The sequence below is a fragment of the Kineococcus rhizosphaerae genome (genome assembly GCF_003002055.1).
GTDB lineage: Bacteria > Actinomycetota > Actinomycetes > Actinomycetales > Kineococcaceae > Kineococcus > Kineococcus rhizosphaerae.
Genome location: NZ_PVZF01000011.1, coordinates 121,225 through 147,365, shown reverse-complemented (window position 1 = coordinate 147,365; position 26,141 = coordinate 121,225). Strand labels below are relative to the sequence as shown.

The 26,141-nt window shown below is 73.2% G+C and carries 25 protein-coding genes; 13 read left to right on the top strand and 12 right to left on the bottom strand.

Annotation, left to right across the window (positions count from 1 at the left end; translation table 11 throughout):
- Positions 1 to 60: 60 nt before the first annotated feature.
- From CLV37_RS20180 to CLV37_RS20155, 6 genes are all read left to right on the top strand, one after another.
- Entirely contained in the window at positions 61 to 1,017 is a 957-nt protein-coding gene (locus tag CLV37_RS20180; protein WP_106213784.1) for a proline iminopeptidase-family hydrolase, read from the top strand.
- Positions 1,014 to 2,402: an APC family permease gene (locus CLV37_RS20175; RefSeq protein WP_106213782.1), complete on the top strand. Its 1,389-nt coding sequence runs from the start codon at positions 1,014 to 1,016 to the stop codon at positions 2,400 to 2,402. Before CLV37_RS20180 ends, CLV37_RS20175 begins: the two co-directional genes overlap by 4 nt.
- A gap of 167 nt (positions 2,403 to 2,569) precedes the next feature.
- On the top strand, positions 2,570 to 2,824 hold the full coding sequence (locus CLV37_RS20170; RefSeq protein WP_106213780.1) for a type B 50S ribosomal protein L31: 255 nt from the start codon (positions 2,570 to 2,572) through the stop codon (positions 2,822 to 2,824).
- 395 nt (positions 2,825 to 3,219) lie between these two features.
- Positions 3,220 to 3,756, top strand: coding sequence for a hypothetical protein (locus tag CLV37_RS20165; RefSeq protein ID WP_146149512.1), 537 nt, complete (start codon positions 3,220 to 3,222; stop codon positions 3,754 to 3,756).
- A gap of 368 nt (positions 3,757 to 4,124) precedes the next feature.
- On the top strand, positions 4,125 to 5,645 hold the full coding sequence (locus CLV37_RS20160; protein ID WP_106213776.1) for a glycosyltransferase family 39 protein: 1,521 nt from the start codon (positions 4,125 to 4,127) through the stop codon (positions 5,643 to 5,645).
- Positions 5,646 to 5,966: 321 nt separating this feature from the next.
- Entirely contained in the window at positions 5,967 to 7,733 is a 1,767-nt protein-coding gene (locus tag CLV37_RS20155) for an alpha/beta hydrolase (protein ID WP_106213774.1), read from the top strand.
- A gap of 9 nt (positions 7,734 to 7,742) precedes the next feature.
- On the opposite strand, the gene CLV37_RS20150 is transcribed toward CLV37_RS20155, so the two are convergent.
- Positions 7,743 to 9,032 (bottom strand): MFS transporter, encoded by a 1,290-nt coding sequence (locus CLV37_RS20150; RefSeq protein WP_106213772.1) that lies wholly within the window; start codon positions 9,030 to 9,032, stop codon positions 7,743 to 7,745.
- Between the two features lie 114 nt (positions 9,033 to 9,146).
- Positions 9,147 to 9,644 (bottom strand): GNAT family N-acetyltransferase, encoded by a 498-nt coding sequence (locus CLV37_RS20145; protein WP_245885506.1) that lies wholly within the window; start codon positions 9,642 to 9,644, stop codon positions 9,147 to 9,149.
- A 154-nt stretch (positions 9,645 to 9,798) separates the two neighbouring features.
- Here CLV37_RS20145 and CLV37_RS20140 point away from each other — a divergent pair, with 154 nt between their 5' ends.
- The 3 genes from CLV37_RS20140 (at position 9,799) to CLV37_RS20130 (ending at position 11,243) form a co-directional block, all read left to right on the top strand.
- Positions 9,799 to 10,218: a DMP19 family protein gene (locus CLV37_RS20140; RefSeq protein ID WP_146149511.1), complete on the top strand. Its 420-nt coding sequence runs from the start codon at positions 9,799 to 9,801 to the stop codon at positions 10,216 to 10,218.
- Positions 10,219 to 10,425: 207 nt separating this feature from the next.
- On the top strand, positions 10,426 to 10,857 hold the full coding sequence (locus CLV37_RS20135) for a hypothetical protein (protein WP_146149510.1): 432 nt from the start codon (positions 10,426 to 10,428) through the stop codon (positions 10,855 to 10,857).
- Between the two features lie 92 nt (positions 10,858 to 10,949).
- Positions 10,950 to 11,243, top strand: coding sequence for a hypothetical protein (locus CLV37_RS20130; protein WP_106213764.1), 294 nt, complete (start codon positions 10,950 to 10,952; stop codon positions 11,241 to 11,243).
- A gap of 67 nt (positions 11,244 to 11,310) precedes the next feature.
- Here CLV37_RS20130 and CLV37_RS27125 read toward each other — a convergent pair whose 3' ends face one another.
- The 3 genes from CLV37_RS27125 to CLV37_RS20120 all read right to left on the bottom strand — a co-directional run bounded on the left by CLV37_RS27125 (position 11,311) and on the right by CLV37_RS20120 (position 13,109).
- On the bottom strand, positions 11,311 to 11,493 hold the full coding sequence (locus tag CLV37_RS27125; protein ID WP_146149509.1) for a hypothetical protein: 183 nt from the start codon (positions 11,491 to 11,493) through the stop codon (positions 11,311 to 11,313).
- 78 nt (positions 11,494 to 11,571) lie between these two features.
- The gene (locus CLV37_RS27120; RefSeq protein WP_146149508.1) at positions 11,572 to 12,108 is read right to left on the bottom strand and encodes a hypothetical protein; all 537 of its coding nucleotides are present in this window, start codon (positions 12,106 to 12,108) and stop codon (positions 11,572 to 11,574) included.
- Between the two features lie 176 nt (positions 12,109 to 12,284).
- On the bottom strand, positions 12,285 to 13,109 hold the full coding sequence (locus CLV37_RS20120) for a helix-turn-helix domain-containing protein (RefSeq protein ID WP_106213758.1): 825 nt from the start codon (positions 13,107 to 13,109) through the stop codon (positions 12,285 to 12,287).
- A gap of 101 nt (positions 13,110 to 13,210) precedes the next feature.
- Here CLV37_RS20120 and CLV37_RS20115 point away from each other — a divergent pair, with 101 nt between their 5' ends.
- Positions 13,211 to 14,059 (top strand): oxidoreductase, encoded by an 849-nt coding sequence (locus CLV37_RS20115; RefSeq protein ID WP_106213756.1) that lies wholly within the window; start codon positions 13,211 to 13,213, stop codon positions 14,057 to 14,059.
- Positions 14,060 to 14,061: 2 nt separating this feature from the next.
- On the opposite strand, the gene CLV37_RS20110 is transcribed toward CLV37_RS20115, so the two are convergent.
- The 5 genes from CLV37_RS20110 to CLV37_RS20090 form a co-directional block, all read right to left on the bottom strand.
- Positions 14,062 to 15,669: a glycoside hydrolase family 13 protein gene (locus tag CLV37_RS20110; protein ID WP_106213754.1), complete on the bottom strand. Its 1,608-nt coding sequence runs from the start codon at positions 15,667 to 15,669 to the stop codon at positions 14,062 to 14,064.
- A complete protein-coding gene (locus CLV37_RS20105) occupies positions 15,666 to 15,917 on the bottom strand; it encodes a hypothetical protein (RefSeq protein WP_106213752.1) in 252 nt (83 codons plus the stop codon). The genes CLV37_RS20110 and CLV37_RS20105 overlap by 4 nt, the downstream gene beginning before the upstream one ends.
- A 32-nt stretch (positions 15,918 to 15,949) precedes the next feature.
- Positions 15,950 to 16,855 (bottom strand): carbohydrate ABC transporter permease, encoded by a 906-nt coding sequence (locus CLV37_RS20100; RefSeq protein WP_106213750.1) that lies wholly within the window; start codon positions 16,853 to 16,855, stop codon positions 15,950 to 15,952.
- Position 16,856: 1 nt separating this feature from the next.
- Entirely contained in the window at positions 16,857 to 17,870 is a 1,014-nt protein-coding gene (locus CLV37_RS20095) for a carbohydrate ABC transporter permease (RefSeq protein ID WP_106213748.1), read from the bottom strand.
- Between the two features lie 81 nt (positions 17,871 to 17,951).
- The gene (locus CLV37_RS20090) at positions 17,952 to 19,226 is read right to left on the bottom strand and encodes an ABC transporter substrate-binding protein (RefSeq protein WP_245885499.1); all 1,275 of its coding nucleotides are present in this window, start codon (positions 19,224 to 19,226) and stop codon (positions 17,952 to 17,954) included.
- A 359-nt stretch (positions 19,227 to 19,585) separates the two neighbouring features.
- Here CLV37_RS20090 and CLV37_RS20085 point away from each other — a divergent pair, with 359 nt between their 5' ends.
- Positions 19,586 to 20,593: a LacI family DNA-binding transcriptional regulator gene (locus CLV37_RS20085; RefSeq protein WP_211298810.1), complete on the top strand. Its 1,008-nt coding sequence runs from the start codon at positions 19,586 to 19,588 to the stop codon at positions 20,591 to 20,593.
- Between the two features lie 31 nt (positions 20,594 to 20,624).
- On the opposite strand, the gene CLV37_RS20080 is transcribed toward CLV37_RS20085, so the two are convergent.
- Positions 20,625 to 21,245, bottom strand: a complete 621-nt coding sequence (locus CLV37_RS20080; RefSeq protein WP_211298809.1) for a TetR/AcrR family transcriptional regulator — start codon at positions 21,243 to 21,245, stop codon at positions 20,625 to 20,627.
- Positions 21,246 to 21,369: 124 nt separating this feature from the next.
- On the opposite strand from CLV37_RS20080, the gene CLV37_RS20075 reads away from it, so the two are divergent.
- Both CLV37_RS20075 and CLV37_RS20070 read left to right on the top strand, forming a co-directional pair.
- Complete coding sequence (locus CLV37_RS20075) at positions 21,370 to 23,370, top strand: glycoside hydrolase family 3 protein (RefSeq protein WP_106213742.1); 2,001 nt, start codon at positions 21,370 to 21,372, stop codon at positions 23,368 to 23,370.
- A 129-nt stretch (positions 23,371 to 23,499) separates the two neighbouring features.
- Positions 23,500 to 24,558, top strand: coding sequence for an excalibur calcium-binding domain-containing protein (locus CLV37_RS20070; RefSeq protein ID WP_146149507.1), 1,059 nt, complete (start codon positions 23,500 to 23,502; stop codon positions 24,556 to 24,558).
- Between the two features lie 629 nt (positions 24,559 to 25,187).
- Here the strand turns inward: CLV37_RS20070 and CLV37_RS20065 are convergent.
- Positions 25,188 to 26,108 (bottom strand): serine/threonine dehydratase, encoded by a 921-nt coding sequence (locus CLV37_RS20065; protein WP_211298808.1) that lies wholly within the window; start codon positions 26,106 to 26,108, stop codon positions 25,188 to 25,190.
- Positions 26,109 to 26,141: the final 33 nt, after the last annotated feature.

Genomic DNA, 26,141 nt, shown 5'->3' with positions numbered 1-26,141 from the left:
CGCAGGTAAATTCCCGCCAATGGTCTTGTGCGGGACCTTTCGGCTCATCATGCTCTCGCCATGCCCGTCGCGACCCCCACCGTCGAGTCCCGCACCCTGCCGGTCCTCGGCCACGAGACCTGGGTGCAGGTCACCACCCCCACCGCCCCCCGCCCCGGCGCCCTGCCGCTCGTCGTCCTGCACGGCGGACCGGGCATGGCCCACGACTACGTCGCCAACCTCGCCGCCCTGGCGCAGGAGACCGGGCGCACCGTCGTCCACTACGACCAGCTCGGCTGCGGGCGCAGCACCCACCTGCCCGACGCGCCCGCGGAGTTCTGGACCCCGCAGCTGTTCGTCGACGAGTTCCACGCCGTCCTGACCGGCCTGGGGATCGAGCGCTGCCACGTCCTGGGCCAGTCCTGGGGCGGGATGCTGGGGGCCGAGATCGCCGTGCGCCGCCCGGCGTCCCTGGTCTCGCTGGCGATCTGCAACTCCCCGGCGTCGATGCAGCTGTGGGTGGAGGGTGCCGCGCAGCTGCGGGCCGAGCTGCCCGCGGACGTCCGCGACGCGCTGGAGCGCCACGAGGCCGCCGGCACGACGACCGACCCGGAGTACCTGGCCGCGACGCAGGTGTTCTACGCCCGCCACGTCTGCCGGATCACCCCGACCCACCCCGACTTCGCCGCCAGCGAGGCCCAGATGGAGGCGGAACCGACCGTCTACCACACGATGAACGGACCCAACGAGTTCCACGTCGTCGGCACCCTGCGCGACTGGAGCGTCGTCGACCGCCTGCCCGCGGTCGCCGTGCCCACCCTCGTCGTCGCCGGTGAGTTCGACGAGGCCACCCCCGCCACCTGGGCGCCGTTCGTGGAACGGATCCCCGACGTCACCAGCCACGTCTTCCCCGGCGCCAGCCACTGCACCCACCTCGAGCAGCCCGAGGAGTTCCGCGCGGTCGTCGCGGCCTTCCTCGCCGCCCACGACGACGCCGCCGCTCCCGCCGGCGACGAGGAACCCGGAGAACCGCGATGAGCGACCAGCAGCGCACCCTGGAGTCCTTCGGCTACCAGCAGGAGCTGAAGCGTTCCGTCTCCACCTTCGACCTGCTCGTCTACGGCCTGGTCTTCATGGTCCCCATCGCCCCGTGGGCGATCTTCGGGACCGTCTACGACAGCGCCCGCGGGATGGTCCCCCTCGTCTACCTCATCGGCCTGGTGGCGATGGTGTTCACCGCCCTCGCCTACGGGCAGATGGCGAAGGCGTTCCCGCTGGCCGGTTCGGTGTTCTCCTACGTCGGCCGCGGCGTCCACCCCGCGCTGGGGTTCTTCGCCGGCTGGGCGATCCTGCTGGACTACCTGCTCATCCCGACGCTGCTGTACGTGTTCGCCGCCGAGTCGATGGTCGGCATCTTCCCCGGCAGCCCGCGGTGGGTGTGGGCGCTGGTGTTCGTGGCGATCAACACCGTCGTGAACCTGCTGGGCATCAGCTCCCTCAAGCTGGCCAACCGGGTGTTCCTGGCCGTCGAGATCGTCTTCGTCGTCGCGTTCGTGATCATCGCCGCGACCGCGCTGAACGGTGGCACGATCCCCGGCGCCGAGTGGGGTGCGACACCGTTCTGGAACTCCTCGGAGGTCAGCGGCCCGCTCATCGCCTCGGCGCTGTCCATCGCCGTGCTCAGCTTCCTCGGCTTCGACGGCATCTCGACCCTGGCCGAGGAGACCACGGGACGCAAGAACCCCGCCGGGCGCGCGATGCTCATCGCCCTGTTCGTCGTCGCGTTCCTCTTCGTCGTCCAGACCTGGCTGGCCAGCCTGCTCGCGGCGGGGCGGGACTCCTTCGGCGACGCCGCCGCCGGCAACGCGTTCTTCGACCTCGTCGAGGCTGCGTCGAACTCCGGCTGGAAGACCGCCTTCCTCGTGGTCAACGTCATCGCCGTGGGCATCGCCAACGCCATGGCCGCGCAGGCCGCCACCTCGCGCCTGCTGTTCTCCATGAGCCGCGACCGGCAGCTGCCCGCGTTCCTGTCGCGCGTCAGCGCCCGGCAGGTGCCGATGGCGGCGACCCTCGTCGTCACCGGGCTGACCCTGGTCCTCGTGCTGTTCTTCGTCGGGCAGATCGGGCTGATCTCGTCGCTGGTGAACTTCGGCGCCCTGTTCGGCTTCTGCCTGCTGCACGTCTCGGTGATCGTCCACCACCTCGTCCGGGGGCGTTCGCGCAACTACCTCCTGCACCTCGTCGCCCCCGTGCTGGGGTTCCTCATCATCGGGTACGTGCTGGTCAACGCCGACGCGGCCGCCAAGATCGGCGGCATCGCCTGGCTGGCCGTCGGGGCGGTGGTCCTCGCGCTGAACCTGCGCGCCGGGCGCGGGGCCCCGACCCTGCCGGCGGACGAACCCGCGGAGGCGGGACGCCCCTGAGCGGACACCCCGGGGCGGGTGCGCCCCCGGTCGCCTCCGGACCGGTCCGGCGGGCGACCTGGGTGCAGCGGTGGCCCTGGTTCGGCGGCAGCCGCACCGCGGGAACAAGTCCTGGGTGAGAGCGGTTCTCAGGAGTGCAGGTTGCGACACCCACTCCGGAGGTCACCGTGAAGTCGAACACCCACCCCACCTACGGCCTGGTCGCCTTCCGCGACAAGTCCGCCGGCACGACGTTCCTGTCGCGTTCGACGCTGAGCACCCGCGTGGGCCTGCCGACCCAGGCGCTCGAGGACGGGACCACCTACCCGGTCTTCGACGTCGACGTCTCCGCGGCCAGCCACCCGTTCTGGACCGGCAACGCCCGTGTCCTGGACAGCGAGGGGCGTGTGGAGAAGTTCCGGCGCCGCTACGGCCGACGCTGATCCCGCGTCGCTGATCAGAGGTCGCGCCCGGTCGAGGGACCACGAAGGCCCCGCACCCCGAGGGTGCGGGGCCTTCGTCGTCCGCCCACCGACGGGCGTGGTCGGGCACCGGGCACCCCCTCACCAGGTCGCCCACCTGGTCGGGGGAGCTGCGCCGGGCCGTGGGGTTCCAGCTCGACCTCGGACGTGGGCACGACCGTCGAGTCGTCCTCCACGACTCGGACCAGGGCTCGGCGGGCCCGTCCCGGGAACCCGGTCCGCAGGACGCCGGGGTCGGATGGGCTCCGTGAGCGACCGCTGTCGGGCGTGGAGCCGGGCAGCGCCTCGACCGCGCGGTCCCGCACAGCGCGCCCTGACGGTCAACGGCGGTCGGCCGGGTGGTCATGATGGGGCACGTGCTCGAGGACAGACGGCCCGCCGCGCTCCGGGGCCCGCGCCGTGGAGCGGCGGTCGCCGGGACGTGCCTCCTCGTGGTCGCCGCGTCCGCCTGCTCGCACCTCGATCCCGGGGTCGCGTGCACGACCCTCGCCCCACCGTTCGGGCTGGTCTTCGACCTGAGCGCGCTGAGCGACGTGGCCCAGGGCCCCAGCGGCCCGCGCAGCGCCGACTACTGCCTCGACGACGTCTGCCGGAGCGTTCGGCTGCGCCTGTTCACCGGCCCCGTGGAGAACAGGACGAAGGACCCCAGCGCCTTGTTCATCTCGGACCGGGACATGACCGCCGACCCGACGGCGCAGCTGCGCCTGCGTGATGGCGCCGACTCGATCACGCAGACCGCCAGCACCCCGGTCACGCCCCGTGAGGTCACCTCGGACGTCAACCCCGGGTGCGCCACCACGGGGCGGTGGGCGGTGGTCCGCTGGGAAGCCGGCGGCAGCCTCGTCGACGTCACCGCGACCTCGCCCCTGCCCGCGACGTTGCACCCCCGGTGAGGCGACCCTGCTCGGCACGCCCGTGGGGGCAGCCGTGCCGGCCGTGGCCGTTCCGCGCACCCGCGCCGCCGCACCGAGCCTCCTCGCGACGGTGGGCCACCGGGGGCCGCGTCGGCGGGACGCCGGTCGGACGAGGGCGTGTCCTCAGCCCCTCCGCACCGGTCACCGCCACACTGCGTCCGAGCGCGGGGCCGGCCCGCCGCTGTCGACGGGGTGTGTTCGCGAGGGGTCGTCAGCGGCCCGGCGGGGGGCGTTGAGGTGGGTGTGGCGGAACGGCGGGGTGCAGCGCCGGCGGGTGGGTCGCGGGATCGCTGTCGCCGCCCGGGTGGTTCGCGCGGGGGCGGCCGCGAGGGCTGGGGCGTCGCTCCTTGACGCGGGGACGGTCGCGCGAGCACCGCCTCCTCGGTCACCACCGGCTCCTCCGTCGCGTCGCGGGCGGGTGGTGGTGGCTGCTGCCGTGCCTGCTGGCCGTGGGGACCACCGCGTGGCGCTACGACGCGAAACCCTTGTGGCGCGACGAGTTCTACACCCTCGCCACCGCGGTGCGGGGCTGGTCGGTGATGCTGCGCGGGCTGCGGGTGACCGATGCCGGCCTGGGGCCCTGGTACGCCCTCATGCACCCCTGGGTGCGGGTGTCGCAGGACGAGGCGTGGCTGCGGCTGCCCGGGGCGGTGGCCACGGTGGTGGCGGTGGTGGTCGTCGCCGCGTGTGCGCGTCGCCTGCTGGACCCGGTGGCCGGGGCGGCAGCGGGTGTCGTCTGCACCGTGCTGCCGGTGCTCGTCGACCACAGCCAGGAGGCGCGCCCCTACCCCCTCGTCGTGGCGAGCGTGACCGTCACGGCGTACGCCCTCCTGCGTGACCGGGAACGACCCCGCACCCGCTGGTGGGTCCTGTGGACGGGGGCAGCCACCGCAGCGGCGGCGCTGCACGTCCTCAGCGGGGCGCCCGCCGTCGCCGCACTGATCGCCGTCGTGCTCCTGCAGCCGGCTCGCGCACCGCGGCGGCGCGTCCTGCTCGGTGCTGCGTTCCCGGCCCTCGCGTCCTTCGCGATGGTGGCCGTCGGCTTCAGCCAGGCGCCGGACCGCATCGGCGACGACTTCCCCGTGCTGTCCAGGACGCTGGGCCTGTGGCACTCCGCAGCCGGAGGCCGCGCGGCGCTGGTGGTGGTGGCCGTGCTGTGCGCGGTGGGGCTCACCGCGTGGTCGCGTCGAACGGACCGGGGAGGTCGTCGGTTCGGCCCGGTGTTCGTGACCGCGTGGATCGCGGCGCCGGTGCTGGCGAACGCCGGCTCGGCGTGGGGCGGGCAGTTGTTCGAGCCCAGGTACTCGACAGCGGCTGCGCCGGGTCTGGCCGTGCTCTGCGGGGCAGGGGTCGCTGTGCTCGCTCGTGGACGTGGACCACGGTCCTCCGGCGCCCCGCGGTGGCGATCCGTCGGCGCGGGGCTGGCGGTGACGCTGCTCGTGGCGACCCAGGTCCCTCACCTGGCGCAGGTCCGGCGGCAGGCCTACGTGGTCGACGACATGCCCTCGCTGGCCCGGGACCTGGCGGCGGACGTGCGGCCGGGTGACGCGGTCGTCTACCTCGGCAACACCACCCGCCCGATGGCTCGCTACTACCTCCCACCCGGACTCGGTCTCCAGGACGTCCTCCTCCGCAGCGACCCCGCCGGCAGCACCTCCATCGGGGGGGACGAGGTCCCCGAGGACGAGCGCCTCGCCTCCCTCGGGGGTTTCCGCCGGGTGTGGCTGGTGGGAGTGCGTCTCAACGACCCGTGGGACGTCGCCTTCGCGTCCTCGACGACCGCGGCCCACCTCCACCGGACGATGGCGTTCCAGGAGGACCGCGGTCAGCTGCGGGTCGAGCTGTGGGCAGGACCCGGGGCTCCCTGATCCGCCGGCCGGGGACCGGCGACGCCCGCGTCCTGGACACCGAGGGGCGCGAGGCGGAGTTCCATCGCCGCTGCGGTCGCGGCTGAGTCGTCCGTTCACCACCGCAGGCCCCGCCCTCACGGGTGGGCCCCCGGCGTGTCCGGTGGTCCTCCCGGCACGAACGACGCGCGACGTCGCCGCCCGGGAGGGACGTCGCGCCCCGCACGAGGTGGCCGGGGGCGCGCGCTGACCGGTGGCGCGTCGACCCCTGGTCCCGTGCCGGCACCGCTGCTACGTTCCGCACCACTGCACGTGCTCGCCCCACCACACCCTGGAGCCGTCGTGACCGGACCGTCCCGCCGTTCGTTCGTCGCCGCGGTCGCGGGGGTGGGTTCCGGGGCCGCCGCCGTGGGCGGCGCACCCGCCGCGTCGGCCGCCGGGCCGGCCACCCCGGCCCACCGCCCGTCCCTCACCGCGTCCGTCACCCTCGCGCCGGGGCTGGTGCCCGGGCCCGTGACCGGCCGCGTCTACGTCATCCTCACCACCGACGCCGACAGCGAACCGCGCGAGCAGGCCGGCGACGTCGCCGACGGGGTGCCGTTCTGGGGCCTGGACGTCACCGGTCTCGCCCCGGGCCGCAGCACCAGCGTCCCCCTGGCCGCTCCGGCCGTCGGCTTCCCCCTGGCCGACGCCTCGGCGCTGCCGCCCGGCACCTACCGCGCGCAGGCCTTCTTCAACGTCTACACGCACTTCTCCCGCTCCGACGGCGCGGAGATCGACCTGCACCTGCCCGGCGGCGACGGTCACGACGTCTTCGCCTCCACGGGGAACCTCTACGGCCCCGTCGTGGAGGTCACCGTCCCCGCGACCGGGAACCGGCGAACCCTGCGCCTCACGCTGGACACGGTCGTGCAACCCTCCGAACCGGTCCCCGCGGGCGGCACGTCGCAGCAGGGCAACCCCGCGGAGTCGCGGCACGTCAAGCACGTGAAGATCCGCAGCGCGGTGCTCTCGGAGTTCTGGGGCCGCGACACGTACGTGGCCGCCGACGTCCTGCTGCCGCTGGGCTACGACGAGGCGGCGAACCGGACCGTGCGCTACCCGATGGAGCTACACCACGGCCACTTCCCCGGTGACGCACCGCGGGGGTTCACCGAGGACGGCGGCAACGAGTTCAGCGCGTACTGGTTGTCCGGCACGGCGCCGAAGTTCATCACGGTGACCTTCCGCCACGAGAACCCCTACTACGACGACTCCTACGCCGTCGACTCCGCGAACATCGGGCCGTACGGCACCGCGCTGAACACCGAGCTGCTGCCAGAGGTCGACCGTCGCTTCCGGACCATCGGCGCTCCGTGGGCGCGCGTGCTCTCCGGCGGCTCGACGGGCGGCTGGGAGGCCGCGGCCACGCAGATCTTCTACCCCGACCTCTACCAGGGTGCCTGGGCCGGCTACCCCGACCCGCTGGACTTCCACGCCCACCAGCTCGTCGACGTCTACGACGACGACAACGCCTGCGTCACCCACCACGCCTACCTCGACGTCCCCGTGCCGTCGGCGCGCGAGGTCAGCGGCAAGACGCAGTACACGATGGGCCAGGAGAACGGCTGGGAGCGCGCGCTGGGCAGCCGCGGCCGCTCCGGGCTCGGTCAGTGGGACGTGTGGCAGGCCGTGTTCTCCCCCCGCGGTGCCGACGGCTACCCGAAGCCGATCTGGGACAAGGCGACGGGTGAGATCGACCACGACGTCGCCGCCCACTGGCGCGACCACTTCGACCTCGCGACCTACGTCGAGGAGCACTGGGACGAGCTGCGCGACAAGCTCGACGGCCGGTTGACCATCTACGTGGGCGACGCCGACACGTACTTCCTGAACGTCGGCGTCAACCTGTTCAAGGAACGCGTCGACAAGCTCGAGGGCTCCAACGTGACGTACCGGTTCGGCCGCGACCAGCCGCACGGCTGGGAGCCCTGGACGACCCGGGAGTTCTACGACCTGCTGGCCGACCACGTCGTCGCCCAGGCCCCCGGCGCCCAGCGGGGTGCGGTGACGTCGTGGCGTGCGGCCGTGGCACCGGCTGACGCGACGGGCAGGGCGACGCTCGGCTGACGCCCGGGGTCATCGTCCCGGGAGCTCCACGTGGGGTGGGAGGCGTCGGCCGAGCAGGACGGCGCCACCGGCTGCGGCGAGCGCGCCGAGGGTGACCACGACGACCCAGGAGCCCGGCGTCCCGCCTCCGATCAGGACTCCGGCCAGGGGCGGGCCGATGAACTTGGAGACCGGGTAGGTGGCCGAGTTCAGCGCGTTGTACCGGCCGCGGAGGTGGTCCGGCGCCAGGGCGTTCGGCACGGCGTTGATGACCGGGCTGAGCAAGGTCTCACCCACCCCGAAGACGCCCAGGGCCACCACCAGGAGCGTTCCGGCCACCGGCGCCGGGAGCCCCGGCAGGCTCGCGATCCCGGTCAGCACCCACGCCGCAGCCCCCGACAGGGCGCACAGGACCAGCAGCCGGCTGCGCCGCAGCCCCCGGGTCCGGCGTTCCACCGGTAGCTGGAACACGACGATCGCGGCGGTGTTCGCCGCGAAGCCCAGGCCGACGACCCGGGCGGACCCGCCGGGCGTCAGGGCGACGAACGCCGCCCACGGGCCCTCGGTCTGGGAGCTGCCGAAGACCGCCAGGGCCAGCACGACCACGAGGTAGGCGGTGAAGCGCCCGTCGCGCAGCACGGTCCGGTAACCGGTCCGGGTGACCTCGCCCGCGCGGTGCGCGTGCGCCGTCCAGCCCGCGGTGCCCCGCAGCCCCAGGAGGAGGACGACCGCGAAGACCGCGGTCGTGGCGCCGTCGAGCAGGTAGACCACGTGGAAGCTGTTCGGGCGCGCGACCGACACCGTCGCCGCTGCGACGAGGGATCCGGCGCCGATCCCGACGTTCACGAGCCCGAACCGCACGGCGAAGGCGCGCGACCTGCGCTCGGCGGGGACCTGGTGGGTGACGAGCCCGTTCAGGCTGGGCCACACCAGGGAGTTGCCCATCGACTGCACGGCCAGGCCCGTGGTCCCGGCCACGGGTTCGCGGGCCAGGGCCAGGAGCACGGTCCCGCCGGCCTGGAGACCCAGGCCGAGGACGGCGACCCGTCCCAGCCCGACCCGGTCGGCGATCGCGCCCCCCGCGGCGGTGGCGCCCAGGGCGAGCACGGCGGCCGCGGCGACGACGACCCCCACGACGGGCAGGGGCAGCCCGAGGACGTGGTGGAAGTAGACGAAGGTGAACGGCAGGGTGAGCCCCAGACCCACCGACGTGACGAGCGTGCCGACGAGGGTGGCGCGGAAGGCCCGGAGTTCGGCGGTCGGCGCGGCCGTGACCGGGGAGAGCGCAGCGCGCAGGGCGTCGAGGGGGCGGAGAGGCACGAGGGTCGTCCGATCTGGTCGTTCGCCGTCAGGCGAACCGGCATCAGCGGAGACGTGGCCTCATCGCAGAGTAGCGGATCGAGGTCTCGCCCGGCCCCGAACGTCCGCCGCCGCTCACGGAAGCCGGTAGCGGACCTCGTGCAGCACCAGGCCGGGTCTGCGCTCCGTCTTCTCCCGTCCGTCGGCCCGCCAGCCCCGGCGCTCGTAGAAGCGGCGGGCCCGCAGGTTGGTCTTCAGGGTCCACAGGGCGTGGTGCTCGCACCCCGCCTCGGCCAGCCGGGTGAGGGCGCAGTCCAGCAGCGACCCCCCGACGCCACGTCCCCACGTGCCCGGGCGGACGTAGAGGGCCTGGACCTCGCCGGTGCAGGCGGGCAGGTCCGCGTCGCGGGTGGTGCCGAAGGTGACGAAACCGTGCACCCGCTCACCGTCGTCGGCGACCAGCACCTGCGCCCCGTCGGCGATGGCCCGGGCCCAGCCGGGGGTGCGGTCCTCGACGGACAGGGCGTCGAGGTACGCGTCGGGCAGCAGACCCCGGTACCCGGACTGCCAGCCGGTGACGTGGGTCTCGGTCACGGCGTGGGCGTCGGCCGCGGTCGCGGCCCGGACGAGCATCGGCACGGGCACCCTTCTACCGGTTCCACCGGTGACGCCGCTCCCCGTTCCCGGGAACGTCGCCGGGTCCGACGCCGAGTCGTCGAGCGAGCCCGTCGTGTCGGGACGGGGGGCTACCGTCGACGGTGACCACCCCGCCGACGACGGAGCCACCGTGACGCCACTGCTGGACGCCGTGAACGTCCCCGCCGTCCTCGCGCACCAGCGGCAGGACGCCTCCGCCCCGCCCGGGTTGCGCCGGCTCGGGGCGGCCCTGGCCCTGCACGGGATCGCGGAGAACGGTGGACTGGTCGGCGGAGCCGTGGAGAACCTCTTCTTCGGCGACCGCCTGCGCGAGGTCGACGACGCGGCTGACGGCTACCGGTGGCTGGGCCTGACCGACGTCGCCGACCTGGTCCTGCGGGCCCGGGAGGAGTACCTGCGGTTCCGCCCGACCGGGTGGGAGGAACTGTCGGGCGAGGACGAGCAGCTCTGGAGCGAGCTGGACTCGGAGTTCTCCGCGGTGGCGACGGACGACCGGCTGGAGGCGGCGGTCGCCGGCCGCCTGGCGGAGATCGCCCCGGGACTCGGGTGAGTCGGCGCGGGACTGTCGAGGTGGACGGCGTGGGGGCGGAGGACCGGTGGTGGGCGTGGTGGGTCGAGGACGGCAGCGGGAGCGCGGCGCGGAGGACGACGGCGAGGGCGCCGGAGCGCGGGTCGGCGGTGACGGGGGTGGGGACGACCACGGTGACGACGGCGACGACGCCGGGACCCCCGCCCACGGTGGCCTGCGAGGGGGCCGGTGAGTCGGCTGGTTCTCCTGGGGAGGTACCCGTGGCAGTGGCTCAGTCGTCTCGTCCTGCTCGCCGTGATCGCCTGGTGCGTCGCCTACGCCCTCTGGGACGCGCACGACCGGGCCGTCTGGCGTGAGCGGGGCGTCGAGACCACCGGGGTGGTGACGGAGGTCTCCACGGGCGAAGGGGGTTTCGTGCGGCTGGACGTCGACGGCACGTCGCGGACGATCCTGCCCTGCCCGGACCCGCCGCCCCGCACCGGTGCGCGCGTCGAAGTCGTCCGCGACTCCGCGAACCCCTCCGAGGTCCGGCTGCTGCAGCAGTTCGACAGGGTTACCGGCCGGGCGCTGCTCCTCGTCGCGGCCGGTGCGACGGTGTTCGCCGCTCTGCTGGAACTCCTCTGGCTGCAGGAACGGCGCGACGGACGCCGCACCACCTGAACGGGTTCGTCCCGGGTTCCCCGCCGCTGGCCGACCGGGACGATCTGCGCGTCCTCACCCCCTCGACGGGGGAAGACCGCCATGATCGGGTCGTGGCTGAACTCGACGGTGAGCACCCGTGGTCCGACGACGACGCGGGCCGGGTGTCCGCGCTGGAACGCCGGGTCGCACCGCTCAGGACGGCGGCCGGCACGACCACCTCCCTCGCCGTCCTCTGCGTCGCCGTGGGGGCGTTCCTGCTGGACCGCGCCGAGTCGACGGTCGACGTCTCGCTGTGGCCGGGTGTGGTGGTCACGGCGCTGGGTCTGGTGCTGGTCCTCTGCGCCGGGTTCTCGGTCACCGCCTACTGGACCTGCAGGGTGCTGCTGGGGCCGGAGCGCGAGTGAGCCCGGCGCGGGGGCACGGGGAGTTCCGTGGCCCTGCACCGCGTGTCGTCGGGCGGGCCGCCCGTCGCTACTCGAACCGGTCCGGCCCCCGGCCCGGGTCTCGTTCGGAGCGGGCTTCCCGGATGCCGTCCCGGACCCCGGCCCGCACGACGCGGTAGGCGACGTAGGCCGTGACGGCGAGCCCGACGGCCCACGCCACGATCGGGACGAGCACCGACAGCAGCATCAACTGTCCTGGTTGCTGGAACACGACCCGACCGTACCCGGGACGATCACGGCGGGGGCGGTTTCCGGTGATCTCCCGTCGACCGGTTCCACCCGGGTCACGTCACGACGACGTCTCCCAGTAGTACCAACCCTCACTGGTGGAGGGGAACCGGATGGTTCCCGACGAGGTCTTGACGACGGTGCAGGTCGGGGAGATGTAGCCGCGGTACCAGCTGACGGTCCTGCCGTAGCTGACGTAGCGGGCGTTCCCGAACTTGCCGGCCGTGATGTTGCGGGTGTACGTGTTCGTCGCCGAGGTGGAGTTCGTCTTGGTGAGCGAGGCGCTGATCTCCACCTTGGCCTTGGCGAGGACGGCGTCGACCTCCGCGCTGGTGCCGGCGGTCACCTGGTAGGCGGCGCTGCCGGTGTAGCTGCGGCTCACCGTCATCGTTCCCCCCGGGCCGTTGCGGAAGGTGGGGACCCCGGAGAAGGGGATGCGGTAGGAGGCTCCGGAGGAGACGTCGAACAGGTTCTCGCGGATGCAGCCCGCGGCCGCCGCGGACGCCGGTGCGGCCGAGGCCAGGGCCACCGTGGGTGCGGCCAGCAGCGCCAACGCCGCGGCGGCTGCTCGGATGGAGGTGGAACGGTGCGTGCGCATGGACCGTGCTCCCGTCGTTGGGTGACAGCTGGTAGCGACAGTGCCACGGAGGAGACGTCAGCGTCACCCGTTTGCAGCAATTCACGGTGGCCGCCCCGATCAGCAGGGGAGCTGTCCGCGAAACGTCGAGAAACTCCTCCGCCTGCCCGCACCGGTCCGTTCCCGCCCGGCCCGGGTCAGTCGACCGCACCTCCCGGCGGGGAGACCGCCAGCGACCCCAGCAGCGCCAGCGAGCGCGCCGACTCCGACCCCCGCTCCGCGTGGTAGATCACCAGCAGCTGCCCGTCGGTGCCGCCCACCGGCAGCTTCTCCCGCCGAAGTTCCAGCGGACCCACCGCCGGGTGCTGCAACCGGGCCGTGCCCCCGGCCAGCTCCCGCACGTCGTGCCGCGCCCACAACCGGGCGAACTCCGGGCTCGCCACCGACAGCTCGCCCACCAGCGCCGCCACCCGCGGGTCGTCCGTCCCGGCGCCCACCGACGCGCGGAACGAGGCGACCATCCCCGCCGCGCTGCGCTCGGGGTCCAGCACCATCGCCCGCTCCACGTCGTCGAGGAACACCGCCCGCAACCGGTTCTGCCCCACCCGCAGCGACGGCCACAACGCCGTCGCCACCGGGTTCGCCGCCAGCACGTCGAACACCCGGTTCTCCACGAACGCCGGCAGCTCCAGCGCGTCCAGCAACTGCCGGATGCCCACCGGCACGACCTCCCGCCGCGGCCGACGGGGCGCCGGCGCCGCCGTCGCCAGGCTCAGCAGGTGCGCCGTCGCCGCCGGGTCCAGCCGCAGCACCCGCGCCAGCGACTCCAGCACCTGCCGCGACGGGTTGCGGTCCCGGCCCTGCTCCAGCCGCAGGTAGTAGTCCGCGCTGATGCCCGCCAGCGTCGCGACCTCCTCGCGCCGCAGACCCGGGGTCCGCCGCACCCCCCTGACGGGGATCCCCACGTCCGCCGGGTCCACCAGTCCACGACGGGCCCGCAGGAACTCGCCCAGAGCGTTCACCGCGCCAGCCTAGGCACCGTCCCCGGGACCAGCCTGGTCCCCGCACCCCCAGGATCGGCGGGGAACTGCCTGCGCGACCCGCCCCGGCGCACGCTGGGGACGTGAACGACACCTACCCCGTCGCAGACCTGGACCTCACCCGCACCGGCTTCGGCGCCATGCAGCTCGCCGGCCCGAACGTCTTCGGACCGCCGCGGGACCGCTCCGAGGCGCTCGCCGTCCTGCGCACCCTCGTCGACGTCGGCGTCAACCACGTCGACACCGCCGACTTCTACGGCCCCCACGTCGTCAACGAACTGATCCGCGAGGCCTTCACCCCCGCCGACGGCGTCCACGTCGTCACCAAGGTCGGCGCCGTCCGCGACGAGCACGGCGCCTGGGTGCCGCAGACCGCTCCGCACCACCTCGTCGAGCAGGTCCACGCCAACCTGCGCACCCTCGGCGTCGACGCGCTCGAGGTCGTGAACCTGCGCGTCGGCGGCGGCGCCGACGGTCACACCGCCGTCCCCGGCTCCATCGCCGAGCAGTTCGGGGCGCTGGCCGACCTGCAGCGGCAGGGCCTGGTCCGCCACCTCGGGCTCAGCACCGTCGACGTCGACCAGCTGCACGAGGCCCGGTCCATCGCACCCGTGGTCTGCGTCCAGAACTCCTACAACCTCGCCCACCGCGAGGACGAGGCCGTCCTGCGCGCCACGCAGGAGCTGGGGATCGCCTACGTCCCCTACTTCCCGCTCGGGGGGTTCTCGCCCCTGCAGTCGCGGACGCTGACGGACGTCGCCACCCGCCTCGGGGCGTCGCCGCTGGCCGTGGCCCTCGCGTGGCTCCTGCAGCGCTCACCGAACGTGCTCCTCATCCCGGGCACCTCGTCCGTGACGCACCTGCGCGAGAACGTGGCCGGCGCCGCGCTGGACCTGCCGGCCGACGCCGTCGCCGAGCTCGACGCGCTCTGACCTCAGCCGCGCAGCCAGACCGTGCCCTCGCCGGCGATCGCGGCCAGCCCCCCGCCGCGCGGGTCGCCCCAGCTGGCGAGGACGACGTCCCCGGCGGGCAGCGGCACCGGGGAGGTCGTGAAGTTCGTGACGCACGTCCACCCGCCCGGACGCCGGAACGCGACGACCCCCTCACCGGCGTCGAGGGGCTCCAGCGACTCCGGGCCCTGCAGCTCGGCCCGCCGGGCCAGGGCGTGCCGGTAGAAGGACAGCGTCGACGTGGGGTCGCCGGCCTGCGCGGCCGCGGCGTACCGGGAGAACCACGACGGTTGCGGCAGGTGCGCGGGCAGGCCGCCGTCCGGGCCGAACCCGAACGTCGGCCCGTCGGGCGTCCACGGCAGCGGGACGCGGCACCCGTCGCGTCCCTTGCACGTCCCCAGCGACCGGATCCACGTCGGGTCCTGCAGGACCACCCCCGGCAGGTCCGCGACCTCCGGCAGACCGAGTTCCTCGCCCTGGTACAGGTACGCCGAGCCGGGCAGTGCCAGCAGGAACGCCGTCGCCGCCCGGGCCCGGCGCAGTCCCCGCGCGAGGTCGGGCTCCGGTTCGGTGCCGTCGGTCTGCAGCCACTGCGGGTACGACGTGCCGTCGGGCAGGCCGTACCGCGAGACGTGCCGGACGACGTCGTGGTTCGACAGGACCCACGTCGAGGTCGACCCCGCCTCGGTCGCCAGCGCGAGGTTGCGTTCCACGACGTCGCGGAACCGCCGGGCGTCGAAGTCGGCTTCGAGCAGGTCGAAGTTGAACGCCTGCCCGAGCCCGTCGGCGGAGGCGTACCGGGGGCGCCGGTGGGTGGGGACGACGGCCTCGGCGACGGCCGTCTTCGGCGGGTCGTACTCGTCGAAGACCTTCCGCCACGAGCGGTAGACCTCGTGGACGTCGTCGCGGTCGTTGAACGGGTGCGTCCCCTCCGGGCACCCGGCCAGTTCGGCCTGCGACGGCAGCGTCCCGCTGAGGTCCTTCGTCAGGTAGTGCGCGACGTCGATGCGGAACCCGTCGACCCCGCGGTCGGCCCAGAACCGCAACGTGCGCTCGTGGTCGGCGCGGACGTCGGGGTGGTCCCAGTTCCAGTCGGGCTGCTCGGGGGCGAACATGTGCAGGTACCACTCGCCGTCGCCGACGCGTTCCCAGGTGGGCCCGCCGAAGCTGGCGACCCAGTCCGTCGGCGGGTGCTCGCTGCCGCGGAACACGTACCGCTCCCGTTCGGGGGAGCCGGGCCCGGCGGCCAGCGCGGCCTGGAACCACGGGTGCCGGTTCGAGGAGTGGTTGGGGACGATGTCGACGATCAGCTTGATCCCCGCGGCGTGCAGGGCGGTGACCATCCGGTCGAACTCGTCGAGGGTGCCGATCCTCGGGTCGACGTCGCGGTGGTCGTCGACGTCGTACCCGCCGTCGGCCAGGGCCGAGGGGTAGAACGGGCTGAGCCACACGGCGTCGACGCCGAGGGCCACGAGGTGGGGGATGCGGGCCGTCAGGCCCACCAGGTCACCCGTGCCGTCGCCGTTCGCGTCGGCGAAGGAGCGCGGGTAGACCTGGTAGACGACCGCCTGGCGCCACCAGTCGGCGTTCACCGCTGCTCGGAGCGGGCGCGCTGGGACCGGGCGGCCTTGACGACGACGACGTCGGCGACGAGCAGCAGGACGAGGACGCCCACGAGCTTGAGCGCGGGCGCCCCCGTGACCTCCGCGTACACGGTGAACCCGAGGACGAGGACGGTCATCGCGATCAGGAGACCGCCGAACGTCTCCAGGTGCTGGGCGTTCTTGCGGGCGCGCACGGCGCTCGCCGGGACGTCCGGGCGACGGCTGGGGGTGCTCACGGCGGTCTCCTGTCTCGGTCGGTGCGGGTGCGTCAGCTCTTCACGCCGCCAGCCGTGAGGCCGGAGACGATGCGGCGCTGGAACACGAGCACCAGGACGATGAGCGGGACGGTGACGATCGTGCCGGCGGCCATGACGGCCGTGTACGGCTCCTGGTGGGGCTGGGCCCCGGCGAAGCTCGCGATGGCGACCGTGACGGGCTGGACCTTGTCCCCGCCCAGCTGGCTGGCGAGGAGGAACTCGTTCCAGGCCGCGGTGAAGGCCAGGATCGCCGTCGTGAAGATGCCGGGCGCGGCCAGCGGCAGGATGACCTTGCGGAACGCCTGGCCTGGGGTGCAGCCGTCCATGCGGGCCGACTCCTCCAGCTCCCACGGCATCTCGGTGAAGAACGCCGTGAGCGTGTAGACCGTCAGCGGCAGGACGAACGAGATGTCCGGGATGATCAGCGCCTGGTAGGTGTTCAGCCAGCCGATGTTGGTGAAGAGCTGGAACAGCGGCGTGACGAGCGCGACGCCCGGGAACATCGACGCCCCGAGGATGAGGCCCAGGACGTAGAACTTCCCGCGGAACTCCAGCCGGGCCAGCGCGTAGGCCGCGAAGACGCCGACCAGGATGCCGATGACCGTGACAGCCACGGCGATGACGACGCTGTTGCCCAGCGCCCGCCCGAAGTGGTTGCCGCGGGCGGTGGAGAACGCGGTGGCGTAGTTGTCGAGCGTCACGTGGGTGAACCAGGGCGTCGTGTCGAACGTGTACCCGACGTCGCGGAAGCTGGTGACGATCATCCAGTAGAAGGGCAGCAGCCCCCACAGGCAGATCAGGACGACCCCGACGTACGTCAGCGTCGTGGACAGCGGCCGGCGGCGCTGGACGACCTCGACGCCCGAGCTGGTGACCTTGACCTTGCCGCGGGACCCGGTGGTGGCAGTGGTGGCCATGTCAACCCGCCTTCTTCGCCTTCGGCGCCTTCTGCGCCGTGACGTTCGCGCCGAGGAACTTGATGAAGATGAACGCGACGAGGAACACGATGAGGAACGTGATCGTCGACAGCGCCGACGCGGCGTTGAACCCCGATCTGACCTGGTCGACGACGAGCATCGACAACGTCGACGTGTTCCCCGCGCCGTGCGTGAGGATCGCCGGCAGGTCGTACATGCGCAGGGTGTCCAGGGTGCGGAACAGCACCGCCACGATCAGCGCCGGCTTCACCAGCGGGAGCGTGATGTGGACGAAGCGCTTCCAGGCCCCGGCGCCGTCCATCTTCGCGGCCTCGTAGACGCCCTCGTCGATGACCTGCAGACCGGCGAGGATCAGCAGGGCCATGAAGGGGGCGGTCTTCCAGGTGTCCGCGATGATGATGGCGAACTTGGGGGCCCAGCCGTCGCCGGTCCACAGGATCTGGGTCCCCAGCAGGTGGTTGGCGATGCCGTCGTAGGCGAAGATGAAGTACCACAGCTTCGCGGTGATGGCCGTCGGGATGGCCCACGGGACGAGGACGCTGGCGCGCAGGATCGCGCGGCCCTTGAACTTGCGGTGCATGACCAGGGCGAAGATCATCCCCAGCACCGTCTCCAGGGTCACGGCCACGACGGTGAACAGGAACGTCACCCCGGTGGCGGTCCAGAACTGCGATCCCAGGGTGCCGGGCGGGCAGCTGAAGGCGCCGCTGCCGCAGTCCTGCAGGAGCCACAGCTTGTAGTTCGAGACCCCGGCGAAACCGCCCTGGACGAACATGCCCGTCGCCGGGTCGAGGCCGGCGTCCTTGGTGAACGACTGGGACACGGCCGAGACGACCGGGTACAGGATGACGATCGCGAGGAGCACGATCGTGGGGGCGATCAGCAGCGCCGCGCGCCGGCCGGAGCCGTCGTGCAGGCTCGCTCGCTTGGCTGGTTTGAGCGGGGGTTTGCCCTGTGCGTACTCGCCGGTGGCGACACCGGATGTGGCGCTCATGCGTCCTCCTCGGGACTGTCCACCGGGGGCCGGCCCACCCGCGTCGTCGCGGGTGTCCGGCCCCCGGTGTGCGGGTTCAGGTCACTGACCGCCGCTGATGGCGTTCTGGACCGACTTCTGCATGTCGCTCAGGGCGGCATCCGTCGACTTGCTGCCGGACAGCGCCGAGAAGGCGTTGTCCTGGATGGCCTTCGTGACGGCCGGGTAGAACGGCGTCACGGGCCGCGGCACGGCGTTCTCGATCGACGTCTTCAGCGTGGGCAGGTACGGGAACTGCTGCACCAGCGCGGGGTCGTCGTACAGGGAGGAGAGGACGGGCGCGGCCGAACCCTGGGTCAGCCAGTCCTTCTGGATCTCCTCGGACTCCAGGAACTTCAGGAACTCGAAGGCGGTCTTCTTGTGGTCGGAGTAGACGCTGATCCCGGCGGCGTGACCACCGAGGCTGGAGGCGCCGGGCTTGCCGTCGCCGTTGCCCGGCAGAGCCGCGACGCCGAAGGTGTCCTTGACCGTCGAGGACCCGTCCGTCTTGGCCAGGCTGTAGACGTACGGCCAGTTCCGCAGGAACAGGAGCTTGCCGTCCTCGAAGGACTGCCGGCCCTGCTCCTCCTGGTAGGTGGTGGCCTGCTTGGGGATGTCGCCGTTCTGGAAGGCCTTGACGAGCCGGTCCAGGCCGGCCTTGGCCTCGGGCGTGTCCAGGGTCGCCGTCTTGCCGTCCTCGGACAGGACCGAGCCACCCGCGGTGTTGATGGCCTCGGCGATGTTCACGGTGAGACCCTCGTACTGCGCGTACTGGCCCGCGTAGCAGTCCATGTTGTTCTGCTTGGCGATCGAGCAGTCGGCCATGAGCTCGTCCCACGACGTCGGCGGCGTGGGGACGAGGTCCTTGCGGTAGTAGAGGAGGCCACCGTCGGAGCTGGTGGGCCCGACGTACACCTTCTTGTTGTACGTGGCGGCGTTGACCGTGGCCGGCAGCAGCGCGGAGGTGTCGAGCGCGTAGTCGCCCTCGAGCGGGACCAGCCACCCCTTGGCCGCGAACTCCGACGTCCAGATGTTGTCGACGCTGACGATGTCGTAGTCGGCGTTCTTGGCCTGGAAGTTCTGCACCAGGTCGTCGTGCTGCTGGTCGGCCTGGTCGGTCTGCTCCTTGAGCGTGACCTTCTCGTCCGGGTGCGCGGCGTTCCACTTGTCGATGGCGGGCTGGACGATGTTGCTGTTGTCCTTGCCCTGGACGTACGTGATGGGACCGGTGTCGTTCCCGCTCTTGGCGGCGTCGGAGTTCCCGCCGCTGTCGTTCCCACCCCCGCAGGCGCCCAGGAACAGGACGCCGGTCGCCGCGAGGGCGACGGGGAGGGTCACTCTGCGGGACAGACTGGACTTGCCGAACACGGCGTTCTCCTCTTCGTCGAGAGCGGGCGGGAACGACCGGTTCCCCACGGGAGTCACCTCCCAGCCGGGCTCCTCGGCGAACCCGGACCGACGGGAGAACTACACACCCGGCTGTGAGGGCCGTCAACGCGCAACCGACTTTCACGCAAGCGTTTACCTGAGTGTCGGTGCAGGTCAGCGCGACGCAACCGCTTGCGTTGCAACTTGGTAACGCACACGATTGTGGGACCCGTTCCGCGGCCGAGGCGCTGGACCGGAACGTCGAACGGTGCTGGAATCCACCCATGCCCGCGACGTCGCGACAACTCCCCCGAAAGCACGACCCGCCCGTGCCCGAGGTGCGGATGGCGGACGTCGCGCAGCGGGCCGGGGTCTCCCTCGGCACGGTCTCGCGCGCGCTGCGCGGGCTCGAGGGGGTCAGCGTCGGCACCCGGGACCGGATCCTCGCCGTCGCCGCCGAACTCGACTACGTCGTGAACCCCGAGGCCGCGGCGCTGGCCGGCCGCGCCACGGGCCGGGTCGCCGTCGTGCTGCACGACCTGCCCAGCTGGTACTGCAGTTCCGTGGTCGTCGGCCTGGAGCGTCAACTGCGTCCCGCCGGTCTGGACCTGCTGGTCCGGTGCGTCGACGACCCCGACGAACGGGTGCAGTTCTTCGCCACGATGCCGGTGCGCCGCAAGGTGGACGCGCTCGTCGTCGTCGCCATCGCGCTGACGCCCCCCGAACTCGCCAAGCTCGCCGACGCCGGGGTCGCGGTCGTGGCGGCCGGCAGCCACGGGGACACCGTCCCCTACGTGGCGATCGACGACGTGCTCGCGGCGCAGCAGGCCGTCAACCACCTCCTCCAGCTCGGGCACCGTCGCATCGCGCTGCTCAACACCGTCGCGGCGACCGACCGCGCGTGGCAGGCGCAGCGCGACCGCGAGGAGGGGTACCGCACCGCCATGGAGATGGCCGGCATCCCGGTCGACGAGGAACTCGTCGTGTCCTGGTCCGGCGGGTCGCGCGGGGGTGCGGAGGGCATGGACCGGCTGCTGTCAGGCCGGCAGCTGCCCAGCGCCGTGTTCGCGTTCTCCGACGAGGTGGCCCTGGGGGCCATGCGCAGCCTGCGCCGGGCCGGGATCGAGGTCCCGCGGCAGATCTCGGTCATCAGCATCGACGACCACCCGCTGGCCGAGCTCACCGACCTGACGACGGTCGCGCAGGACCCCGAGGCCCTGGGGGCGGCCGCGGGCAAGAAGGTGCTGGACCTGCTCGCGGGCCGCCCGCCGCGCGACCTCGGGCCCTTCCCGACGCGGCTCATCGTGCGGGGGACGACGGCGCCGCCGCTCGCCTGACGCGGGTCGAGTCAGATCGGATCAGGTCAGGTCAGGTCAGGTCGAGGGTCGTCACCGACGTCAGGTGCGCGCGGACGTCGGCGGCCATGTCGAAGCCGCGGCCCGACAGCAGCCACTGCACCTGCAGCCCGTCCATGAGCGCGACCAGCCCGCGCGCGCAGCCCGCGGGGTCGGCCCCCTCCCGCAGCAGACCCTGCTCGCGCAGCTGCCCGAAGACGCGGCCGAGGTGGGCGACGATGCCGGAGTACCGCTCCTGGAAGTACCCGTGGGCGGGGTGGTCGGGCGCGGTGGCCTCGGCCGACAGCGTGCAGTGCAGCTCGACGAGCCCGGGGGTCGCCTGGTTGTGCTCCACCAGGTCGAGCAGCGCCCGCACGTGCCCGGCCGGGGTGGTCTCGCCGTTCTCGAACAGCGCCCGGTGGCGCTCGCCGCGCGCCTGCAGCACCGCGGCGAGCAGGGCGTCCTTGGTGGGGAAGTGGTACGTCAGCCCCTGCTGGGAGATGCCGATGCGGTCGGCGATCTCGCGCAGCGAGGCGCTGCGGTAGCCGGACGCGGCGAAGACCGTCAGCGCGGCGTCGAGGATCTCCTGCCGGCGCAGGGCCGACTTCGCGTACTCACCGCGCCCGCCCCGGCGGCTGGTGTCGGTGGTCGGCACGGGGCCAGCCTCCCACGGCCGCCCGCCGCCGCCACCAATTTCTGAGCCTCCTGAGAAATTCGTGTACGGTTCCCCTGCCCGGCGGTGCCGCCGGGCACGACGCCGCCCGGTTCGAAGGAGAATCATGGACGCCCACCCCCCGGTCCCCCGTCGCCTGCGCCGTTCGCGGGCCGCGGCCGTGCTCGCCGGTCTCGTCGCCGTGACCGTCGGCGGCACCACCGCCGCGGGTGCCGCCCCGGCCACCCCCGCCGCCCGCACGAGCGCGCAGCCGGTGCTGTCCACGCGCGGCGCCCCGATCCTGGACGTCGGCGGCCTGAAGTTCCGCGACCTCGACCGCGACGGCCGCGTGACCCCCTACGAGGACTGGCGCCTGACCCCCGAGCAGCGCGCGGACGACCTGCTGGCGCGCCTGGACCTCGCCCAGCGCGCCGGTCTGCTCGTCCACGGCAACCTCACGTCCTCCGGCACCACCTACGACGTCGCCGCCACTGTCCGCGACATCGCCGACCGGCACGTCACCACGATGATCACCCGCTTGTCGGCCGAACCCGCGCAGATCGCCGAGGCGAACAACCTCGTGCAGCTCATCGCCGAGCAGCAACCGTTCGGCATCCCCGTGCTCGTCTCCAGCGACCCCCGCAACGGCTTCTCCGAGGTCGAGGGGCAGACCGTCGCGGGCAAGGGCACCACGTCGCTGCCGGACCCGACCGGCCTGGCCGCCGCCGGCGACCCCGACCTGACCCGGCGCGCCGGCGACGTCGTGCGCCAGGAGTTCCGCGCCATGGGCATCGCCCAGCTCCTCGGGCCGCAGGCCGACCTCGCCACCGAACCGCGCTGGACGCGCATCAACGGCACCTTCGGCTCCGACGCCGAGACCGCCCGCGACGAAGTCCGTGCCTACGTCGACGGCGTGCAGGGCGGCACCGACGGCCTGACCCGCGACAGCGTCGCCACCGTCACCAAGCACTGGGCCGGGTACGGCGCCCAGGTCAACGGCTACGACTCGCACTACGCCTACGGCCGCTACGCCGCGTTCCCCGGAGGGAACTTCGAGGAGCACCTGGTGCCCTACGACGGCGCCTTCGAGGCCGGGACCGCCGGCATCATGCCGACCTACTCCATCCTCGAGAACCTCGTGCGCGACGGCCACGAGGTCGAGCAGGTGGGGGCCGGGTTCAACTCCTACCTGCTGCAGGACGTCCTGCGCGGCGAGAAGGGTTTCGACGGGGTCGTCCTGTCCGACTGGGGCATCACCGGCGACTGCCCGCAGGAGTGCCTCGACAACCGGCCGCCGAACAGCTTCATCGGCTCGTGGGGCGTGGGGATGCCCTGGGGCATGGAGAACGCCACCCGCACCGAGCGCTTCGCCAAGGCCCTGAACGCCGGCGTGGACCAGATCGGCGGGGACTCCGACTCCACGCAGGTCGTCGCCGCCGTCGAGCAAGGGCTGCTCAGCGCCGAGCGCGTCGCGCAGGCCGCCCACCGCGTCCTGGTCCAGAAGTTCCAGCTCGGCCTGTTCGAGAACCCGTTCGTCGACCCCGCGGCCGCGGGCCGGCTCGCCGGCAACGCCCGGTTCCAGCGAATCGGCGACGAGGCGCAGGAACGGTCGCTGACGTTGCTGCAGAACACCGACGACCTGCTGCCCGTCAGCCGCGCCTCCGTCCGCACCGTCTACCTCGCCGGCATCGACCCGGCCGTGGCGAGGGCCCGCGGGCTGCGCGTCACCGAGGACCCGACGAAGGCCGACCTCGCCGTCGTCCGCATCGCCGACCCGCGCTCCGGAGCCGACCTCACCGGCCTGGAACCCACCGAGGAGCAGGCCGACGTGCGTCTGCTGCGGGCCGCGGCCGCCGCCGGGACCCCCACCGTCGCCGTGCCCAAGCTCGACCGCCCGCTCGTCCTGACGGGCGTGGCCTCCGTCGCCGACGCCGTGCTCGCGAACTACGGCGTGTCCGACGAGGTGCTGCTCGACACCGTCCTGGGCCGGCGCGCGCCCGGTGGACGGCTGCCGTTCGAACTGCCGTCGTCCGAGGCCGCCGTCACGGCCCAGCTGCCCGACGTGGCCGACGACTCCGCCGACCCGATGTTCGCGCGGGGGGCGGGTCTGTCCTACGACGGGCGCTGACCCGGCGTCCTCCCGCGGTCGGGTGCTCCGGTGCCCGCCCGCGGGAGGGATTCGCCCGTTCCACCCGCACCCGGTCCCGCATTCCCCTAGCCTGCGGTGCGGAGGTTCACTGCGACGAAGGAGCGGGACGTGCGAGGACGCGCGGTGGTGGCGGCAGCGGCGCTGCTGGTCGGGGGAACGGTCGCGACGGCGGGGACGGCCTCGGCCGCCGAGTGCCTGCAGCAGCCCGTCCAGGCGCGCTACGACCAGCTCGGCGGAGCCGCCGGGAAGCTCGGCGGCACCGCGGGGTGCGAGCAGCCGACGGCGACGGGCAGCTTCGCGACGTTCCGCAACGGCGCGATCTACTTCAGCCCGGGTTCCGGTGCCTGGGACGTCTCGGGGTCCTTCCGCGACCTGTGGGCCTCGACCGGCTGGGAGAACGGGTTCCTGCACTACCCGACCTCGGGGGAGAACCCGGCGGGGGCCGGTGGCGTCTACCAGCAGTACCAGGGCGGGACGCTGTACTGGTCACCGTCGACCGGCGCCCACAGCGTCTCGGGTGCGTTCGCGCAGTTGTTCGGGTCCCTCGGCTGGGAGAACGGGTTCCTCGGGTACCCGACCTCGCAGGAGGTCCCGATCCGCGGCGGCGTGTTCCAGCTGTTCCAGGGCGGCGTCGCCTACTGGTCGCCCGCGACGGGCGCGCACACGGTCTCCGGTTCCTTCCGCGACCTGTACGGCCGCTTCGGGTTCGAGAACGGCTGCCTCGGTTACCCCGCCACGCAGGAACTCCCGAGCGTCGCCTCCGGGGTCTACCAGCGCTTCCAGGGCGGGACGGCGTACTGGTCGCCGACCACGGGTGCCCACGCGCTGTGCGGTGACCTGCTCGCGGCCTACGGCTCGACGGGGTACGAGGGCGGTTCCCTCGGGTACCCCACGAGCGACGAGTACGCCATCGCCGGCGGGCGGCGGGTCGACTTCCAGGGCGGGTACGTCGAGTGGTCGTCGGCCACCGGGGCGCGGGTGAACCAGCAGATCGCCGCGGCTCCGACGCCGCCGGTGACGACGCCGCCGAGCACGGGCGTGTACTACGCGAACTGCACGGCGGTGTGGAACGCGATCGGGCGCCCGATCCGCAGCGGTGAGCCCGGTTACCGACCGGGCCTCGACAGCGACCACGACGGAGTGGGGTGCGAGAACGACCCACGCTGACGCCGGTCGGACCGGGTCACCTGATCCGGTCCACCGCCGCGTCCACCAGGGTGCCAGCCCGTCCTCGGCCCCGGTCGCTCACGCGGGCGCCAGCAGGTCGCGCACGGGAGGGCCGACAGGACCCGCCCGTCCTGGCGGAGACCGGCGATGAGCGGTTCACCGTCGGCGACGCCCCGCGCGAGCTGAGTGGTGCCGAGGGTCAGGAACTGCACCGCGTTGCCCGTCGTCCTCTCGAGCTCCCGACCCGTCTCGTGAGCCGCATCGCCCCACGGTTCGCTGTCGGCCGCCTGGTGGACGAGGGGCACGTCGATGTCGCTCTCGGGGCCGGCGCTCGACCGGTCCTGCGAGCACGTGATCGCGGTTCAGGCGGTGCATCACCGCCGCGCCCGCGTCCTCGGCGGTGACCAGTCCGTGCGCCACGAGCCGGTGCAGGCAGGCGCGGGTGCGCGCGTAGGAACGGCCCCCCAGCCGCGCCACGGTGGCACCGCTGACGGCGCGGTGCGTGCGAGCGAGCACCAGGAGGACGTCCGCATCCACGGTGGAGGCGATGCTGCGCAGGGGGTTCGCGGCGTCCACCAGGCTCCTGTCGCTACAGCGATGACGCTGTCGTCATCGCGGTGGTTCGGGCGTCACCCCAGGTCGGCCGGGTCCGTGTTCGCCCCGCACACCACGACGACGACCCGCTCCCCGTCGGCGGGGTGGTAGGCGTCGAGCCCGGCCCACGCGGCGGCGGCGCCGTGCTCGGCGACGACCCGGAACCGCGACCACAGGTCACGACGGGCGGCGACGATCGCGGCGTCGTCGACCAGCAGGCTCACGGGGTTCGTGCGGCGGGCGACGGTGAAGCCGATCTCCCCGATCCGGCGGGCGCCGAGGGAGTCGGCCGCGACACCGGACACGTCGACGTCGACGGGCTCGCCCGCGGCGAGGGCGTCGTGCAGCGTCGGGGCGCCGGTGGGCTCGACCGCGACGACGCGGGCCGCGCCGTCCAGACCGGCGGCGACCCCCGCGAACAACCCCCCGCCGCCGACGGCGACGACGACGGTGTCCACGTCCGGGACGTCCTGCAGGACCTCCAGGGCCAGCGTCCCCGCCCCGGCCGCGACCTCCGGCTGGTCGTAGGCGTGGCAGAAGACGGCACCGCGCTCGTCCGCGTACGCCACGGCGGCCTCGTAGGCCTGGGCGTACTGCTCCCCGACGAGCCGGACGTCGGCGCCGAGGTCGCGCAGCTTGCGCACCTTCACGACGGGGGCGGACTCGGGGACGAACACCGTCGCGGGCACGCCGAGCTGGGCCGCGGCGTGGGCGTGGGCCAGGCCCGCGTTGCCCCCGGAGGCGGCCACGACCCCGCGGTCCGGGTCCAGCTCCCCGCGCTCGCGGGCGGCGAGCTGCCGGTTGAGCGCGCCGCGGGCCTTGAAGGTCCCGGTGTGCTGCAGGAACTCCAGCTTCAGCCACAGGTCCGGGGCGACCTGCAGGACGGGCGTGCGCCGGACGCGGCCCGTGGTGCGGGTGGCGGCGGTGGTGACGTCGGCGGCGGTGATGGTCTGCACGCCCCGATCCTCCCGTGCCCACGAGGGGGCCGT

Coding starts and splice junctions, on each gene's coding strand:
- CLV37_RS20075 (WP_106213742.1), top strand. CDS start 21,370: ATGGACGCCCACCCCCCGGTCCCCCGTCGCCTGCGCCGTTCGCGGGCC.
- CLV37_RS20145 (WP_245885506.1), bottom strand. CDS start 9,644: ATGCTCGTCCGGGCCGCGACCGCGGCCGACGCCCACGCCGTGACCGAG.
- CLV37_RS20095 (WP_106213748.1), bottom strand. CDS start 17,870: ATGAGCGCCACATCCGGTGTCGCCACCGGCGAGTACGCACAGGGCAAA.
- CLV37_RS20100 (WP_106213750.1), bottom strand. CDS start 16,855: ATGGCCACCACTGCCACCACCGGGTCCCGCGGCAAGGTCAAGGTCACC.
- CLV37_RS27120 (WP_146149508.1), bottom strand. CDS start 12,108: ATGCGCACGCACCGTTCCACCTCCATCCGAGCAGCCGCCGCGGCGTTG.
- CLV37_RS20175 (WP_106213782.1), top strand. CDS start 1,014: ATGAGCGACCAGCAGCGCACCCTGGAGTCCTTCGGCTACCAGCAGGAG.
- CLV37_RS20180 (WP_106213784.1), top strand. CDS start 61: ATGCCCGTCGCGACCCCCACCGTCGAGTCCCGCACCCTGCCGGTCCTC.